Raw genomic sequence first — 16,597 nt, forward strand, 5'->3', positions numbered from 1 at the left:
TTTGCAGGGAAAGATCCGTGATATTTCCGGCGCACAGCTTGTGATGCTGCTGTTTGTGAGCAGGCTTTTCACACTGTTCACCTTTATCCCGAAATCCGGGCAGGCGGTCTCCGGTTCCACCGCGCTGCTCACCATCCTGCTGGCCGCCGCGGCAACCCTTCTTCTCATATTGCCATACCTCTGGCTTTGCAGGAAAGGAGGACAGGATATACTGGCCGCCGCATTTTCGGCCAGCCGCTTTTACGGCGTGCTGGTCAGCGCCTGCTACGGCACCTTTTGCATTCTCATGGCAGGATATACAGCGAGCCACTTTGAATTCTTCATGACCAGCACAGTCTATCAAAACGCCCCGCCGTGGATCTTCCTTCTGTGCCTCATCCCGGCCGCGGCCTACGCCGCCCGGCTGGGACTGGAGGCGTTTTCACGATTCGGCGTGTTTGTCTTTATCCTGATGCTGGCGGTCATTGCGCTGATCTGCGGCGCGCTTATCCCGGAGATGGATCTTGTGAACGTGGTCAGCCCGTTTCTGGAGGGAGAGGAAGCGGTTTTTTCGGGTACCATGCAGGCGGTCACCGCCAATGCCGAAGCCGTCGTCTTTATCCTGTTATGCTCCCGCGCCGGGAAAGGAAGTGGAAAGACTTTTATCTGGTATGTCGTTCTGGCGGCCATTTTCTATGAGATTTTATCCTTTTCGGTGCTGGCCGCGTTGGGCGACTATGCCAAAACCCGTCTTTTCCCGCTCTATACTGCCGCGACAGTGGCTCAGATTTCGGTATTTGGACGGCTTGATATCCTGCATATCGCTATGTGGGTGTGCGTGGCGTTTCTGCGCGCGGCTGCCTATCTCTATTGCGCGCTCGTCTGCCTGCGCAGGATTTTTCATAAGCTTCCGTACGCGGCCGCGGCGGCCATCGTAGCAGTGGGGGCAGGGGGATTGGCCTTTTTCACCTCAACCGACATGCGGTATCTGAATGAAGCGGGCAGGCTGTTGATGAACGGGGTTCCGTTCGGCGTTCTTGTGGTCCTGATCCCGCTGATCACGGCGCTGTTTTTAAAAAAAGGGGGGAAATCCGTATGAAACGGGCACTGCTCATTACCCTGCTCCTGACAGCGCTGCTGACTGGCTGCATGAACAGTGTACGGCTTAATGACCGCGGTGTGGTCGAAGCGGTTGCGGTCGACCGTACGGAGGAAGGCTTATATACCGCGGTTCTCCAGCTGGCCGGGCAGACACAGGATGGGGATAAACCGCCGGCCTCGTCCGAATTGCTTCAGGAGGGCGGCGGGACGCTGACCGACCTTTTCAGCCGGGCTGCGGTCAAACGCGGAAAATCGCTGTTTTTTGGAAGCTGCCGGCTGATCCTCATCGGGGAGGATGCCGCCCGTGAAGGAGTCAATGAGGTTCTGGACTTCTTCAATGCAAACCATCAGATCACTCCGGCGGTGACGGTTGCGGTTGTGAAGGACAAGGCGGAAAACCTGCTGATGGCGCAGGAAAAGGACCCCGCGCTCACGGCGGACCGGATTCTGGACATCATCCAAAACGCGCGGCAGAACGGCTTTGCACCGGAAAGCCGGCTGATGGATCTGGTCGGCGCGATCCACAGCGACTATTCCTCCGGGACGCTCGCATTGGTGGAGCTCAGCGGGGAAACAGCTGCTGCGTCCTCCTCCGAAGCGCAAGGCGGCTCCTCCCGGGAGGACCCCTCCAAAGCACAGGAGACATTTCTTCCAAATGGGGAAAAAACGGATACGCCAGATACAAAATCGGACCAAAAGGAAAGCGGCAAGCCGGAAATCCAGCTTGCCGGTTCGGCGGTATTCTCAGGCGACCGCCTGGTCCATTTGCTGAATCCACAGCAGACCCGCGGGCTTGCATGGGTGAAGGGAAAAATTAAGAATACCGCGCTTTCGGTTGCCGATGAAAACCTTGGTATTGTCGCGGCGGTGACCAACCGTGTAAAAGCGCGGGTAATTCCGGAACGAATGGGGGATACCCTTGTATTTCACATTGCGGTGGAGGTGCATTCCGGCGCGTATGAAACGGTGCTCAATACCGGTGACCGAATGACGGCGGAACAGAAACGGTACGCCGCCGCGCTGCAGGCACGGGACATCCGCCGGGAAATTGAAAGCGCGATCCATGCCACCCAGGGACAGGGATACGACCCGCTCGGGCTCACCCAACTGGTGAAGCAGCGTCTGCCGGAATACTATCTGGAGCATGCTTCGGACTGGGAAACGGTGTTTACTGGGTGTGGCTATAATGTTGTGGTCGGCTGTGAAATCGACCGTTCCGGCGTGGACAACAAGCTCCTATAGAAAGTGCGCGCTTTCCGTCGGGGAAAGCGCGCACTTTTTAGAATCTTTATTTTGAAAAATTTCAGGGATGCAGCCCAATAATTCGGAAGGGTTTGTGGGTCTGTATACAGTAATTGAGCGTATAGGCTGTGCCGCGCGAGTGATGGTCCCAAAAGGCGAGCACCAGGTCGGCGTAATCGACGATCTTCTGATTGCGGATGAGCGGGGCCAGTTTGCCGTTCGCGCCGTAATCGGGCGCGAATATGGTGATAGGCAGGTCAAGGGCCCGCGCCGCCTGTTCCGCGATCGTATCAATTCCGGCGGCGCCGCCGCTCACCAGCTCGGATGTATTCTGCGGGATATGGGGGATCATGCCATCCACCGTAAACCCGCCGGCTTCGCGTGAACCGACAATTGCAACCCGCATCACTTCACCGCCCCGTTTTTTATAAATAAATTATAGCACAGAAAAGAAAGATCTTCCAGACAGGCAAAGAAAAATCTTCCATGGCAATGCGCATGGGTGTTTCACGCCGAAATTTTTCGATCGCCAAAAAGTCTTGCAGTTATTCCCCGAAATAATCAGATTACACGGTGGAAGATTAAATGCGTACAAAAAAATTTTTTGAATGAGCAAGTAGGGGGATAATCCAATGAGAAAGCAATATCAACGATTTGCCGGCGCGTTGTCTCTGGCAATTGTCGCCGTGCAGTCGATCGCACTTTATACGCAGGCAATCCTGCCGGATCACTATTATGTGGTCGCGGGCGAAACCCTGAGCATCAATTCCACGCTTCCGATCAAAACTTCATCGAGCGGCGGAAGCCTGCCTGTGGAAGCATATTCCTCACCGGGCAACAGTTATAATGTGGATCTCAAGCTTCCGTATGGCATCGAAGTCAAACAGGTACAGGTCCAGGTGGTCGACCGGGAGATGGTGGTCCCCGGCGGAAATCCATTCGGCATCAAGATGTTTACCGAAGGCGTGCTGGTTGTGGGCATGAGCGATATCGCAAGCGGTGGGACATCCTCCAACCCAGCGAAAGCGGCTGGCCTCAAGGTGGGGGATATCATCAAATCAATCGACGGGCGGGCGGTACAGACAAATGAAGATGTTGGAGCGATCGTCTCCTCCTGCGCGGGCAATCCGGTCAAAGTTTCCTTTGAGCGGGCCGGGACAGAGATGAGCTGTTTTTTAAATCCGGTTCAGAGCGACGATGGGACCTACCGGGCGGGCATTTGGGTACGCGACTCCTCCGCCGGCATTGGTACCATGACCTATTATAACCCGATTAACCATGTTTTTGCAGGGCTTGGACACGCGATCTGCGATGTGGATACAGGGGATATCATGCCGCTGCATTCGGGAGAAATCGTGGATGTGAATATCACGGGAGTGCATCGCGGTGAGAGCGGCCTGCCGGGCGAGCTGCGCGGGAGTTTTTCCGGACAGAAGAAAGGCGAGCTGCTCATCAATTCTCAGGTTGGAATTTTCGGTGTTGGGACGGATATTCCGTCGCATTCCGAGGCAATTCCGCTGGCTATGAGATACGAAGTGACAGAAGGTCCGGCGACCATCTGGTGCACACTTGACGATGGGGACCCCAAAGAGTATACGATTAATATAGAAAAAGTTAGCATCGCGGAAAATAATCCGACAAAAAATATGGTAATTCGCGTGGTTGACCCAGAACTTTTAACCAAAACCGGTGGAATCGTTCAGGGGATGAGCGGAAGCCCAATTGTGCAAAATAACAAGTTAGTGGGTGCGGTTACGCATGTTTTCGTCAACGATCCGACTCGAGGGTACGGGATATTTGCCGAAAATATGGATAAAATGTCGAAAAATGTCGAAAATACACCAAAAAAATAACGCAAAACTAACCAATTTTATGGTGAAAAATACGTTGAAATTTTGGAGGAAAATTTGTGGAAAGATGTTGAAAAGATTAAGATAAAGTGCTAAGATAGCATTCAGGGAGACGACAAGATGGAGGAAAAAAGATGAAGGAACATGCAAAAGTTCTGATTGTTGAAGGAGGAGGCGATTATTGCAGTAAATGCGCATCTTTGCTGAAGGGTTACGGTTTTGAAACCGTCATTGCCCCTCGCGATGGTCTCGCTGTTGCGCAGCTGATTGGTGAAACCCTTCCGCGCGTTGTCCTGATGGATATCTTCATGCCAAGGCTTGACGCTATCGGCGTAATGAATTCGGTCAGGGAAATGGAGCTGGCTGTCGAACCCCGCTTTATGATCACTTCGTCTTTCAGCAGCCCGATGCTTGAGCAGGAGATTATGACTGCCGGCGCCTGTTACTTTTTCCTGATGCCTTTCGACGTGGACATCATGGTCGAGCGCATCATGAAACTGGCCGGACTTCCCGCGGGCTCAGGAAAGACGATCGGTGAACGCGAGGCAAAAGGCGAACCGGACCTGGAACTGATGGTGACGGAGATTATCCATCAGATTGGCGTTCCGGCGCATATCAAGGGCTATCATTATGTGCGGGAATCGATCATGCTGGCGGTCAAACAGCCTGAGATCATCAACTCGGTGACAAAGCTTCTCTATCCGACCGTTGCGAAAAAGTTTGATACCACACCCTCCCGTGTAGAGCGCGCGATCCGGCACGCAATCGAGGTTGCATGGGACCGGGGCGATGTGGACACATTGAACAGTTATTTTGGTTATACCATCCACAACGGAAGAGGCAAGCCGACCAACTCTGAATTTGTCGCAATGATTGCCGATAAGCTGCGGCTGCGGCTGAAAAACGCAAACTGAATGCTGAAATTATTTTACATCCTCCGCTTTGCCGGTTTTCCCGGTGAAGCGGAGTTCCAATTTTCGGGGAAGAAAGGGAGATTCATGAAAAAAACCATCTATTATAATGGCGATATTCTGACCATGGAGCCGGGTGGCATGCCGGACGCGGTGCTGACCGAAGATGGTGTCATCCGCGCTGTTGGCACCAGGGAAGCGCTGTTTGCCAGAAGCGGCCGGGACACCGCCCTCTGCGATTTGCAGGGGCATACGCTGCTCCCCGCCTTCATCGATCCGCACAGTCACATCACAGCTTACGCAAAGACGGTTTCGCTCGTCTCGCTCGAAGGCTGTAAAAGCTTTGAGGAGATTGCGGAGCGGATCTGCCGCTTCCAAAATGAAAACAATTTGCGTAAAGGGGAATGGATCAGCGGATTTGGCTACGACCAGAACGACCTCAAAGAGGGCCGCCATCCGGATAAGACCTTGCTGGATCAGGCATGCGGAGAACATCCGGTGCTGATTTCGCACGCGTCCGGGCATATGGGCGTCGCGAATACATTGGCGCTGCATGAAATCGGCGTGACAGCACAGACGCCCGACCCGCAGGGCGGCCACATCGGCCGGCTGCCGGATGGAAGAGAACCGGACGGATATTTGGAGGAAACCGCCTTCACCGGTATCAAAGGACTCCCGCAGCCAACCCTGGAAGAGCAGTGCAGCCAGATGCGCCGTGCGCAGGATGCGTATCTGCGTTATGGTATCACAACGGTGCAGGACGGACTGACCCGCGCGGACGAGTGGCGGCTTTTAAAGCTTATGGCAGGACAAAACGCCTTGAAACTTGACATTGTGAGCTATATCGACCTGAACCTGTGCAAAAATCTGGTGCGGGAAAATCCACAATTTGTAAACCGGTATCAGAACCGCCTGAAGATCGGGGGCTACAAGGTTTTCCTGGACGGTTCGCCGCAGGGGCGCACCGCTTGGATGAGCCGGCCATATGAGGGCTCAGATGACGGTGATTACCGGGGCTATCCGGTCTATCAGGATGGGCAGATGCGGGAGTTTATGCGCATTGCCGAATCGGAAGGCCTGCAGATCCTGGCGCACTGCAACGGCGACGCGGCGGCGCAGCAGATGATCGACGCCTACGCACAGGCGCACGCGCAGCGGCAGCGCGACATCCGCCCGGTGATGATCCACGCGCAGCTTGTCCGTCCAGACCAGCTCACGGCCATGCGGCGGCTTTCGATGACTGCTTCGTTTTTTGCGGCGCACACCTGGTACTGGGGCGACACGCATCTCAAAAATTTTGGCCGCGAGCGGGGCGCGAGGATCAGTCCGGCTGGCTCTGCCCTGCGGTCCGGAGTGAACTTTACCTTTCATCAGGATACGCCGGTTGTGCCGCCGGATATGCTTTTTACCATCTGGTGCGCGGTTAACCGGGTGACGAAAGACGGTGAAAAACTATCGCAGGCGGAATGCATCACTCCGTATGAAGCGCTGGAAGCGGTCACGGTCAATGCCGCATGGCAATATTTTGAGGAGGATGCAAAGGGTTCGATCAGGGCGGGCAAGCGTGCGGATCTCGTGATCCTGGACAGAAACCCGCTGCGGGTGAACCCCATGGAAATCAGGAACATCCAAGTGCTCCGGACCATCAAGGACGGGGAAACGGTATACGAAAAAACAGGCAGCGAAAAAGCGGCCGTCTTATGAGACGGCCGCCCGATTTTATTGCAATGGCCACAGCTTAGGCATATGGCCCATTTTTATACAAAGCGATAAAAGATACTCAAACGCCTTTCTTGTAGCCGGTCACGCGCAGTGACTGCCGGTCCCGCCCGGTCAGCACATAAGTATCCTGCGGGAAAGAGTGGAAGTTCGAATTGACATATTCACGCACCTCGGAAATGGAGCAGTTTTCACTGCTTTCCCATGAACCGTCCGGTGTGGACCAGGAACCGCGGAACTCCCAGAAGGAGAGGCGAATGATTTTGGCTGTGTAGCTGTCCCCCACGCGCTTCCACTCGACAACCACCGGGTAATCGGTCGAAAGCGCGGCGGTAGGGCCCTCCAGATAGTAGAGGTCGATTTCGGCGTTGTAACGGATACGCAGCCCGTCCGCGCGCGGCAGTTCATAGGAATCGCCGAAAAGTTCCGCGGCTTTGGCACGGACGTCCTCGCCGTAGGAGAGCAGGCTGAGCTCCTGTCCGCCCTCGTACCGCTCCACAAAGAATTTTTTTATTTCATTTTCAGTCGATACGTTTGCGAACGCATCTGAATACAGGTCGATATGCGGCGCTTGGGAAGCGGCAATTTCGATAAGGATAGCGGGATCAAGCTCCAAAATATCTGTGAAATTGGTATCGAAAATCAGGGCGTTATGGTAATCCCGGTATTTATAGATGGCGGCGGCAAGATCGTAGGGAACGTCGCGGACGTCGCTGCCCATGTGGTCGGTATAAAACTGCGCGCCCATCGAACAATAATTCTGCAGCTCGGCAGCGCGGTAACTGTAGTTTTCAAGGGGGAGGCGCGCCGCTGGGTCGACCGAAACGGTGCTGGAGGCATCCGGAAGCTGGGCCGCTCCGGAGGATTCCTGGGAGGGGGAAACGCCCGAGCCAGGCTTATCCGAAGTTTCAGAGCCCTCCCGCGCGGTACAGCCGGCCAAAACAGACAGGGCGGCTGCCGCGCACAGCAAAGCCACGAGAACGCCCGCTGCCAGTAAAAATTTTTTCATACAAAGACTCCTAACAGAAACTTTACGGGGATATTATAACATTGGCGGTAAATCGCATCAACCCATAGTTTGCGACTAGTTTTTAGCCAATTTGTAAACGATGCGAAATGAGGAATCTCCGCTTATAATCCATGTAAACCAGGGTAAACTATCATTGACGTAAACCGCTGTTTGCGTCCCCGTTTGCGATACGCATAAAACTTGTTAAGGAGGCGTCTTTTATGGACAACTGCAAAGCGAACCACAGCATCGAATGCACCGTTCAGCAGTGTGCCAACCACTGCTCCAGCGCGGACTACTGCTCCCTGAACTGCGTCAAGATCGGTACCCATGAGAATAACCCGACCGTGGACCAGTGCACCGACTGCAAATCCTTCATCCGCAAGAACTGATTTACAGGCTCGAAAACAGCCGGCGACTACGGTCGCCGGCTGTTTTGTTTATGCGGTTTGGCTGTTGTCCCGGGGCTTTTTTTTGAGACGCAGGGTAGCCAGCAGAGGATAGTGATCGGAAGGATACCGTCCGTCAATGGGGTCGGTGAATATCCGCGAATCGATCACTTCAAAATCATCCGAGACAAAGATATAATCGATCGGGCAGGCGCCGGGCTTCACTTTCCCGCTGAAGTTATGAAGCGTATTGGAAAGCGAGGCGGGGTCAAAACTCTGGTAGACGTCGGTGAGATGCAGGTCGGGATAATATTCTGAGATGCGTTCCCGCAGCATGCGTACCGGCCTGCTGTTCGGCTTGCAGTTAAAATCTCCCATCAGAACGGTGGGCATGGGGCTTTCCTGGTTATACTTTTCCATATAGTCGAGGATTACCTTAATGCCGAGCGTGCGGGCGAAACCGCAGACGTGGTCGAGATGGGTGTTGAACACCCGGATGGTGCAGCCGACATTTTTGACATAGACTTCGGCCACGGTGCAGATACGCGGAAACACCGCGTAATAAGCCCGGCTGAGCTGCTCCGGATTTTTGGAAAGCCAGAAGGTCTTGCAGAGGTTGACCTTGGCGTCTTCATTTTTCACGATGATATCGCTATGTTCGTCATTTTTGGGCTTACGGCCGGAGAACCGCCCGAAGCCGAGGATGCTGTAGCCTGAGAGCAGGCTGCGGACATCTTCGCGCATGCTGGGAAGAAGCTCCTGCACACCGATGATGGTCGCGCCGCTGTCCCGAATGAACTGCGCGGCCAGTGCGCGCCGTTCCATCCACCGGTGCGAATGGTTGAAAGCAAATCCAAAATCCCGTTTCAGATTAAAGGATATGACTCGGATCAGATCGCTGTCGTTCATACGCTCACCTTTTTTTAAATTCTTTATAGTCTAGTGTACCACCTCGCGGCCAAAATTTCAATGCCGGGAAATGTGAATCCTTTGTAAATGAACTGCAAACATCTGGAAATTTCCGGACCAGGATTTTTAACAGTTGGGACAAAATCCTTCGCTTGTAAATCCTGATCACCGGCTTTATAATAAAAAAGAGACAAACCGGAACCACATTCATTTTTTGGAGGGCTGCATATGAAATTCCTGGACGTCCAGGCGGCGGACGGCGTTATCCGTATGGCGAAAATCGTCAAAGGGGCGGATCATTTTGGGGAGAGTATCTCCGAGGAAACTGCCTTTGCGCTGATGGACCGCTATGTTGCGCTCGGCGGGAATTCCATCGACGTCGCACGCATTTACGGGAAGATACGCTGCGGCGACATGGAAGGGGCTTATGCCCACAGCGAAGGGGTTGTAGGCCGCTGGATGAAGGCGCGCGGCAACCGCGGCAAGATCGTGCTGATCACCAAGGGTGCGCATCACAATATGAATCATCCCGCCGAGAAGCGGGTTACGCCGGAGTGTATCCGCAGCGATTTGGAAACCAGCCTGAAGGAGCTCGGCGTCGGCCATGTGGATATCTACTTCCTGCACCGGGATGATCCCACCAAGCCGGTCGGCCCGATTATCGACTGCCTGGATGAGCTGGTCAAAGCGGGAAAGATCCGCGCTGCCGGCGCGTCGAACTGGACCGCGGCGCGCATCGACGAAGCGAACGCTTACGCGAAAGCTCACGGCAAAACACCGTTTACTGTTTCGCAGATCCAGTGGAGCATTGCCAGAACCACCCCGGAACTCTGGGGAGACCCGTCGCTGGTCACCATGAATGAAGCCGAATATGCGGCTTACCAGAAGAACCAAATTCCCGTGATGGCCTATGCGTCCCAGAGCGCGGGTTATTTTTCCAAGCTTTCCGCGGGACAGGAGCTGAAACCGCGCGTGGCGCTGCGGTTCGACAGCCCCGAGAACCGGGAGCGGTTCGAGCGGGTGATGGCGCTGTGCGCCCGCACAGGAAAAACGGCCGCGCAGATCAGTTTGGCCTATATCCTTTCAAATCCGCTGCCTGCGGCGGCAATCGTCGGCTGTTCAACGGTGGAGCAGCTCGAAGACAGCATGGCGGGCATGGACTTTGCCCTCGACGCAAAAACCTGCATGGAGCTGGTGGAGTAGCATGTCTATCCTGACTGTCAACCTGGAGAGCGGAATGCCCACCGTCGACACGGCAATCTCCCGCATGAGCCAGGCAATCCGCTCTGCGAAAGCACAGCGTCTCGCTGCGGTCAAGCTGATCCACGGTTATGGCTCGAGCGGTTCGGGCGGAAGGATCAAGGCGGAAGTCCACCGCCGTCTTTCCGCGATGAAAAATACCGATATGGTGAAAGAATTCGTGTCAGGCGAGGATTTTTCTCCATTTGATGCGGCTGCGAGGCGCGCTATCGGCCTCTGTCCGGAACTTTCCCGCGATCGGGACTATTCCCGCTGTAACCACGGGATTACGGTGGTGGTCCTATGAATGAGACGAAGTTACATATATATAACCCCATCTTTTCCTTTTTAAAACGCTGGTGGCTGCTCCTGCCGGGGCCGGTGGGCATCTGCCTGGTGCTTCTCGCGCGGCAGAGCCCCGAAATGACCGAGAAACTCTATTCCAGCGGGATCTATCCTTGGATGGTGCGCGTTTGGGGCGGGCTTACGTCGCTTCTGCCGTTTTCGCTCATTGAGCTTCTTATCTGCCTGATGATCCTTGGGGTGTTCGCGCTGCTTTTTCTGGTGATCCGCAGCCTGATCAAACGGGAGAAAAAAACAGATGCGCCGCCCGCCCGGATCGGCCTGCTCATCGGGCGGATGGCAAAGCTTTTGAGCTGTATTTTGTTCGCTTTTATCATCCTCTGCGGCCTCAACTATTACCGGCCGGAGTTCACCGCTTTCAGCGGCCTTGATGTGCGCGATTCCCCGGTGCAGGAACTGGCGGCGCTCTGTTCCGAACTTGCCGGCCGCGCGAATGAGCTGCGCGCGCAGATGCCGGAGGACGAAAACGGCGTGATGCGGCTGGAAACGGGGTATTATGCCACGGCGCGGGAAGCGCGCGCATCGTTTGGGAAGCTTTCGGAGGATTACAGCGTTCTGCCTGACCTGCCGATCAACCCAAAGCCGGTGATGAACAGTTGGTGGATGTCGCTGACTCAGATCACCGGGGTGTTTTCGCCGTACACCTACGAGGCGAATGTCAATATCGCGGCTCCGGACTACACCATCCCGGCGACCATCTGCCATGAACTGGCGCACACACGCGGCTTCATGCGCGAGGATGAAGCAAACTTCATCGGTTATCTCGCCTGTGAAAAAAGCGGAGATCCGCAGTTTACCTACAGCGGCGTGATGCTGGCGCTGGTGCATTCGATCAACCGGCTTTACAGCGTCGATTACAACGCCTTCTGCCAGGTGAACGATACCCTTTCGGATGGCGTACGGCGGGATTTCGCTTACAACAACACCTACTGGGAAAAGCATGAAGGCCCGGTGGCGGCCGTTTCCGAGGCGGTGAACGACACCTATCTCAAGGTGAACAACCAGCAGGATGGCACCCAGAGTTATGGCCGGATGGTCGATCTGCTGCTGGCGGATTACCGGGCGCGCCATGCGGAGGGTTAGTCATACTACTGCGCGTTTCATGTCGAGCGTTTTAGAAAATAACACAAATTTTGTCAATAAAGACTATTGATTGTGCACACAGGAAATGCTATGATAGTAAAAATAAATTTGAGGCGAAAACGCGACGTGAAATGGATTGGAGGACGTATGTTAAATACAAACGTGACAGAGAAGTTTACCAAAGAAGGGCTGACCTTTGACGATGTGCTGCTGGTTCCGGCGCGTTCGGATGTGGTGCCCGCCGATGTGGACATCTCCACCGACCTTGTGAAGGGAATCCGGCTGAACGCGCCGTTCCTCACCTCGGCAATGGACACGGTCACCAAATCGAAGATGGCGATTGCGATTGCCCGTGAAGGCGGCATCGGCGTCATCCATAAGAATATGAGCATCGAAGAGCAGGCGGATGAAATCAACACCGTCAAGCGCTCCGAAAACGGCGTTATCGCCAATCCGTTTTACCTTTCGCCCGAGCATCTGGTTTACGATGCGGACGAGATCATGGGAAAATATAAAATTTCCGGCGTCCCGATCTGTGAAAACGGCAAGCTCGTCGGGATTCTCACCAACCGCGACCTGCGCTTTCTGGAGGATTACGGCCTGAAGATCAAGGAGGTCATGACCAAGGAAAACCTGGTCACCGCGCCGGTGGGAACCACCTTGGACGAAGCCCGCCAGATTCTGCGCAAGCACAAAATCGAAAAGCTGCCGCTGGTGGATGACGATTTCTGCCTGCGCGGGCTCATCACCATCAAAGATATTGAAAAAGCGGTTCAGTATCCGAACTCCGCCCGCGACAAGGATGGGCGTCTGTTGGTCGGCGCGGCCATCGGCATCACCCATGATTTCATGGATCGGGTGGACGAACTTGTCAAGGCTTCGGTTGATGTGCTTGTGCTCGATTCGGCGCACGGCCACAACATCATGATTTTTGATACCCTCAAACAGATCAAGGCAAAATATCCGAACATTCCGGTCATCGCGGGCAACGTTGCAACAGCCCGCGCCACCGAGGATCTCATCAACGCGGGCGCCGACGCGATCAAGGTCGGCATCGGCCCGGGCTCGATCTGCACCACCCGTGTGGTCGCCGGCATCGGCGTGCCGCAGCTCACCGCGGTTTACGACGCGGCCTGCGCTGCGGCCAGGTACGGCATTCCGGTCATCGCGGACGGCGGTATCAAATATTCGGGCGATGTGGTCAAGGCGCTGGCGGCGGGAGCCTCCACCGTTATGCTCGGATCGCTGCTCGCGGGCTGTGCCGAAAGCCCGGGAGACATCGAGATCTACCAGGGCAGGAGCTTCAAGGTTTACCGCGGCATGGGTTCGCTCGCCGCGATGAACGAGGGCTCTGGCGACCGCTATTTCCAAGAGGACAAGAAAAAATTTGTCCCCGAGGGCGTCGAAGGCCGCGTGCCATACAAGGGACCTGTTTCGGATACAATTTACCAGCTGGTCGGCGGCTTGCGCGCTGGTATGGGCTATACTGGATGCGCGAATATCCTTGAGATGCACGAGAAGGCGCAGTTCATCAAAATCACCGGCGCCGGCCTTAAGGAGAGTCATCCGCACGACATCTATATCACAAAAGAAGCTCCGAACTATTCGATCAACCCGTAAGAGGGCTTATGGCGAAGCCAAAAGCCGCCGCAAATTTTTTGCGGCGGCTTTTTCCGGTCTTTTCGGCGGCTGGAAAATCTGTTATACTGAATACATATGGATAAAAGGGGGGCAAATGGGATGAATGTGGGGATCATCGGGCTTTCCCGTGACGGGAAAGCCGTGGCGGAGCATCTGCTCGGCAAGACCGCGCGCAACCTGTTTGCCTACGATCCGGACGGCCGCGTCCTGCCGGACGGCCTGCGGATGCTGCCGACGGCGGCGGAGCTTATTGACCGGTGCGGCAGGGTAATCCTCGCGCTCGAATCGCCGCGGGAGCTGACCCTGCTTTTAAATAGCGTGGCGGAATACATCCGGGAGGGGAAGATCTTTATCGACCTGACCGACACAAGCCCGGCGCTGGCACATATGATTGCCAATGAGATGCGCAGGCGCGGAGCGCTTTATCTCGACTGCGGCGTGTTTGGACGGGACGGGCTGGCAGATGATTTTCTCTGTTTCGCGGGCGGCAGCAGCAGGGCCTTTGCCGAAGCGCAGCCGCTCATCCGCTGTTTCGCGCCCGGTTGCCGCTATATGGGGCCGTCTGGACGCGGCCGCGCGATGCGGCTGCTGTGCCGGTCGCTTGCGGCGCAGCTGCGGCGATCGGTCGGGGAGACCGGTGAATTGGCCGCGTCGTTCGGCATTGGGGAAGAATATCTGCTCGAGTGCCTTTCCGGCTTTGAGCGGATCGCTGACCCGCTGGCTGTCCTGCGCGGGGAACAGCCGCCGATGCCGGATGCTTTACTGGCGAAGGATGTGCGGCTGGTCGCGGAGATGGCGCGTCGGGCAGGCTTGGAATTGGGCGGCCTTCGATCGGCGGAAGAAGCATACAAATCCATGGACCCCATGGAATACAGATAGGGAGGAACTATATGGAAAACAAAATTCGGATTGGCATTGTGGGTTATGGCAACCTTGGACGCGGCGTTGAGCTTGCCGTCACGAAAAACCCGGACATGGAACTGACTGCGGTGTTCACCAGGCGCGACCCGTCGCAGGTGAAGCTTGCGGTAACAGGCGTCAAGGCGCTGCATGTGGATGACGCGGCGTCGATGCGGGATAAAATTGACGTAATGATCCTCTGCGGCGGTTCGGCAACCGACCTGCCGGAACAGGGCCCGCGGTTTGCAAGGGATTTTTGCACGATTGACAGCTTCGATACCCATGCGAAAATTCCGGAATATTTCGCGGCGGTGGACGCGGCGGCCAAGGAAGGTAATCACATTTCCATTATTTCGGTGGGCTGGGATCCGGGCCTTTTCTCCTTGAACCGCATCTATGCGGAATCGATCCTGCCGGACGGCGACACCTATACCTTCTGGGGACGCGGTGTCAGCCAGGGCCATTCGGATGCAATCCGCCGGGTGAAAGGGGTCAAAAATGCCGTTCAGTATACCGTCCCGGTTCCGGAAGCGATCGAAGCGGTCCGTTCCGGTTCGCGCCCCTCGCTTTCCACCCGGCAGAAGCACACCCGCGAATGCTTTGTGGTTGCGCAGGAAGGCGCTGACCTTGCGCGGATTGAAGCGGAGATCAAGGAGATGCCTAACTACTTCGCGGATTATGACACCAGCGTGACTTTTATCACCGAGGAAGAACTCCAGCGCGATCATGCAGGCATCCCGCACGGCGGCTTTGTGATGCGTTCAGGTGAGAGCAAAAGCGGCACCCGCCAGCTGATCGAATATTCACTCACTCTCGATTCGAACCCAGAATTCACCTCGAGTGTGCTCGTGGCCTATGCCCGCGCGGCCTTTCGGCTCGCGCAAAAGGGTGAGTCCGGCGCGCGAAGCGTGTTTGATATCGCACCCGCGCTGCTTTCTCCGAAAAACGGGGAGGAGCTGCGCAGGACGCTGCTTTAACCGGAAAAGGAAAGGCGTCTCCCAATAGAATCGGGAGACGCCTTTTTTATGTCCGAAGAAAGGATTCGATCGCTTCCCCGCGGCCTTGCAGGGAACCCTGCGCCAGCACGGCGGTGCCGCCTCCGCGGCCGGAGAAAGCTCCGTTCAATTTTTTGCAGAGCACGCGCACGTCCTGCGATTTTGAACCGAGCGCATATTTCCATCCGTCTGTTTCATTTCCGGACAGGACCGCGGCAAACCCGCCGCAGCGCTCAGAAAGGATCAGACAGAATCTGCGCAGTTCACCAGGCGTACAGTTTTCTTCAAAAACAACCAGATTTTCCGGTCCGGCCAGGCGGTCCGCCTTCAGCATGAAAAGCTGCTCCTGCAAAGCGGAGAATTCCTGTTTGCGCGCGGAAAGCTCGTCCGAAAGACGCACGACCGCATCGTAGGCTTCCGCGGGCTTTACCGAAAGCATGGCCGCGATGCGCGAAACGGTGGAGAGTTTCTCCTCGTAATCATTTACGGCACGTTCACCGCAGAGCAGCCAGACGCGCAGGCCCCCTTTGTAGCGTTGAGAGGAGATCAGCTTGAGAATTCCAACCTCGCCGGTTCTGGCGCAATGCGTGCCGCAGCAGGCGCAGATGTCGCTGCCCGGGATGGTCACGATACGCACCCTGCCAGAGAGCTCTTTTTTACTGCGGTAAGGCAGAGTTTCCAATTCCGTCGGAGAGGGATAGGAAACCTCTACGGGGAGGTCCGCGTAGATGGACTCATTGGCAAGCAGTTCCGCTTTGCGGAGCTGTTCGGCATTCAGCTCGCCATTTAAATCAATCGTGATTGCATCGTGTCCCATGTGAAAGCCGACATTATCAAGCCCGTAGAGCCGGTGCAGAATTCCGGAAACGATGTGTTCTCCGGTGTGATGCTGCATAAAACCGAAACGCCGCGCCCAGTCGATTTCACCTGTCACAAGATCGCCAAGCGTAAGCGGCCCGTCGGTATAATGGACGATCTCGCCGTCCTTTTCATGTACGCCGCACACCCTGACGCCGCCAAGCGTGCCGGTGTCGGATGGCTGTCCACCACCTTCAGGGTAGAAGGCAGTGCGGTCGAGCGTGACCGCGTAACCGCCCTCGCGCGGCGCGCAGCCGGTCACCGCGGCAGTGAAGGTTTTGCAGTAAGCATCCTGATAGAAAAGCTTTTCGGTCATGTCATTGATCATCCTTTGTTTGAATGTTTTTGGCGAGGGATTATTGCGCTTTGGGACGGCAGCGCCGCGGGCACGAATTTTCCTACGCATAAA

General features: G+C 55.6%; 16 protein-coding genes. 12 read left to right on the forward strand and 4 right to left on the reverse strand.

Annotated elements, in window-relative coordinates:
* Window position 1: 1 nt before the first annotated feature.
* Window positions 2-1,078: a GerAB/ArcD/ProY family transporter gene (locus BN4275_RS13420; RefSeq protein ID WP_066459164.1), complete on the forward strand. Its 1,077-nt coding sequence runs from the start codon at window positions 2-4 to the stop codon at window positions 1,076-1,078.
* A complete protein-coding gene (locus tag BN4275_RS13425) occupies window positions 1,075-2,322 on the forward strand; it encodes a Ger(x)C family spore germination protein (RefSeq protein WP_066459166.1) in 1,248 nt (415 codons plus the stop codon). The genes BN4275_RS13420 and BN4275_RS13425 overlap by 4 nt, the downstream gene beginning before the upstream one ends.
* 61 nt (window positions 2,323-2,383) lie before the next feature.
* Here BN4275_RS13425 and BN4275_RS13430 read toward each other — a convergent pair whose 3' ends face one another.
* On the reverse strand, window positions 2,384-2,728 hold the full coding sequence (locus tag BN4275_RS13430) for a DNA-processing protein DprA (RefSeq protein WP_066459168.1): 345 nt from the start codon (window positions 2,726-2,728) through the stop codon (window positions 2,384-2,386).
* Window positions 2,729-2,954: 226 nt separating this feature from the next.
* Here BN4275_RS13430 and spoIVB point away from each other — a divergent pair, with 226 nt between their 5' ends.
* The 3 genes from spoIVB to BN4275_RS13445 all read left to right on the forward strand — a co-directional run bounded on the left by spoIVB (window position 2,955) and on the right by BN4275_RS13445 (window position 6,787).
* On the forward strand, window positions 2,955-4,175 hold the full coding sequence (gene spoIVB / locus BN4275_RS13435; protein WP_066459170.1) for a SpoIVB peptidase: 1,221 nt from the start codon (window positions 2,955-2,957) through the stop codon (window positions 4,173-4,175).
* Between the two features lie 131 nt (window positions 4,176-4,306).
* Window positions 4,307-5,086 (forward strand): sporulation transcription factor Spo0A, encoded by a 780-nt coding sequence (spo0A, locus tag BN4275_RS13440; RefSeq protein WP_066459172.1) that lies wholly within the window; start codon window positions 4,307-4,309, stop codon window positions 5,084-5,086.
* 84 nt (window positions 5,087-5,170) lie between these two features.
* Window positions 5,171-6,787 (forward strand): amidohydrolase, encoded by a 1,617-nt coding sequence (locus tag BN4275_RS13445; RefSeq protein WP_066460437.1) that lies wholly within the window; start codon window positions 5,171-5,173, stop codon window positions 6,785-6,787.
* Window positions 6,788-6,863: 76 nt separating this feature from the next.
* Here BN4275_RS13445 and BN4275_RS13450 read toward each other — a convergent pair whose 3' ends face one another.
* A complete protein-coding gene (locus BN4275_RS13450) occupies window positions 6,864-7,811 on the reverse strand; it encodes a hypothetical protein (protein WP_066459174.1) in 948 nt (315 codons plus the stop codon).
* Window positions 7,812-8,032: 221 nt separating this feature from the next.
* Here BN4275_RS13450 and BN4275_RS17065 point away from each other — a divergent pair, with 221 nt between their 5' ends.
* On the forward strand, window positions 8,033-8,203 hold the full coding sequence (locus tag BN4275_RS17065) for a DUF1540 domain-containing protein (protein ID WP_079988276.1): 171 nt from the start codon (window positions 8,033-8,035) through the stop codon (window positions 8,201-8,203).
* A 48-nt stretch (window positions 8,204-8,251) separates the two neighbouring features.
* On the opposite strand, the gene BN4275_RS13455 is transcribed toward BN4275_RS17065, so the two are convergent.
* Window positions 8,252-9,109 carry an endonuclease/exonuclease/phosphatase family protein gene (locus BN4275_RS13455; protein WP_066459176.1) on the reverse strand — a complete coding sequence of 286 codons (858 nt, stop codon included), beginning with the start codon at window positions 9,107-9,109 and terminating at the stop codon, window positions 8,252-8,254.
* A gap of 228 nt (window positions 9,110-9,337) precedes the next feature.
* Here BN4275_RS13455 and BN4275_RS13460 point away from each other — a divergent pair, with 228 nt between their 5' ends.
* The 6 genes from BN4275_RS13460 to BN4275_RS13485 all read left to right on the forward strand — a co-directional run bounded on the left by BN4275_RS13460 (window position 9,338) and on the right by BN4275_RS13485 (window position 15,312).
* Entirely contained in the window at window positions 9,338-10,312 is a 975-nt protein-coding gene (locus BN4275_RS13460) for an aldo/keto reductase (protein ID WP_066459179.1), read from the forward strand.
* A 1-nt stretch (window position 10,313) separates the two neighbouring features.
* On the forward strand, window positions 10,314-10,655 hold the full coding sequence (locus tag BN4275_RS13465; RefSeq protein ID WP_066459181.1) for a Smr/MutS family protein: 342 nt from the start codon (window positions 10,314-10,316) through the stop codon (window positions 10,653-10,655).
* Window positions 10,652-11,794 (forward strand): DUF3810 domain-containing protein, encoded by a 1,143-nt coding sequence (locus BN4275_RS13470; protein WP_066459183.1) that lies wholly within the window; start codon window positions 10,652-10,654, stop codon window positions 11,792-11,794. Before BN4275_RS13465 ends, BN4275_RS13470 begins: the two co-directional genes overlap by 4 nt.
* A gap of 147 nt (window positions 11,795-11,941) precedes the next feature.
* Window positions 11,942-13,414, forward strand: coding sequence for an IMP dehydrogenase (gene guaB, locus BN4275_RS13475; RefSeq protein ID WP_066459184.1), 1,473 nt, complete (start codon window positions 11,942-11,944; stop codon window positions 13,412-13,414).
* A 120-nt stretch (window positions 13,415-13,534) separates the two neighbouring features.
* Window positions 13,535-14,314 (forward strand): NAD(P)-binding domain-containing protein, encoded by a 780-nt coding sequence (locus BN4275_RS13480; RefSeq protein WP_066459186.1) that lies wholly within the window; start codon window positions 13,535-13,537, stop codon window positions 14,312-14,314.
* A gap of 11 nt (window positions 14,315-14,325) precedes the next feature.
* Window positions 14,326-15,312, forward strand: coding sequence for a diaminopimelate dehydrogenase (locus tag BN4275_RS13485; protein ID WP_066459187.1), 987 nt, complete (start codon window positions 14,326-14,328; stop codon window positions 15,310-15,312).
* A 46-nt stretch (window positions 15,313-15,358) separates the two neighbouring features.
* On the opposite strand, the gene BN4275_RS13490 is transcribed toward BN4275_RS13485, so the two are convergent.
* A complete protein-coding gene (locus tag BN4275_RS13490) occupies window positions 15,359-16,504 on the reverse strand; it encodes an alanyl-tRNA editing protein (RefSeq protein ID WP_066459188.1) in 1,146 nt (381 codons plus the stop codon).
* Window positions 16,505-16,597: the final 93 nt, after the last annotated feature.

Source organism: Anaerotruncus rubiinfantis (assembly GCF_900078395.1).
Taxonomy (GTDB): Bacteria; Bacillota; Clostridia; order Oscillospirales; family Ruminococcaceae; genus Anaerotruncus; species Anaerotruncus rubiinfantis.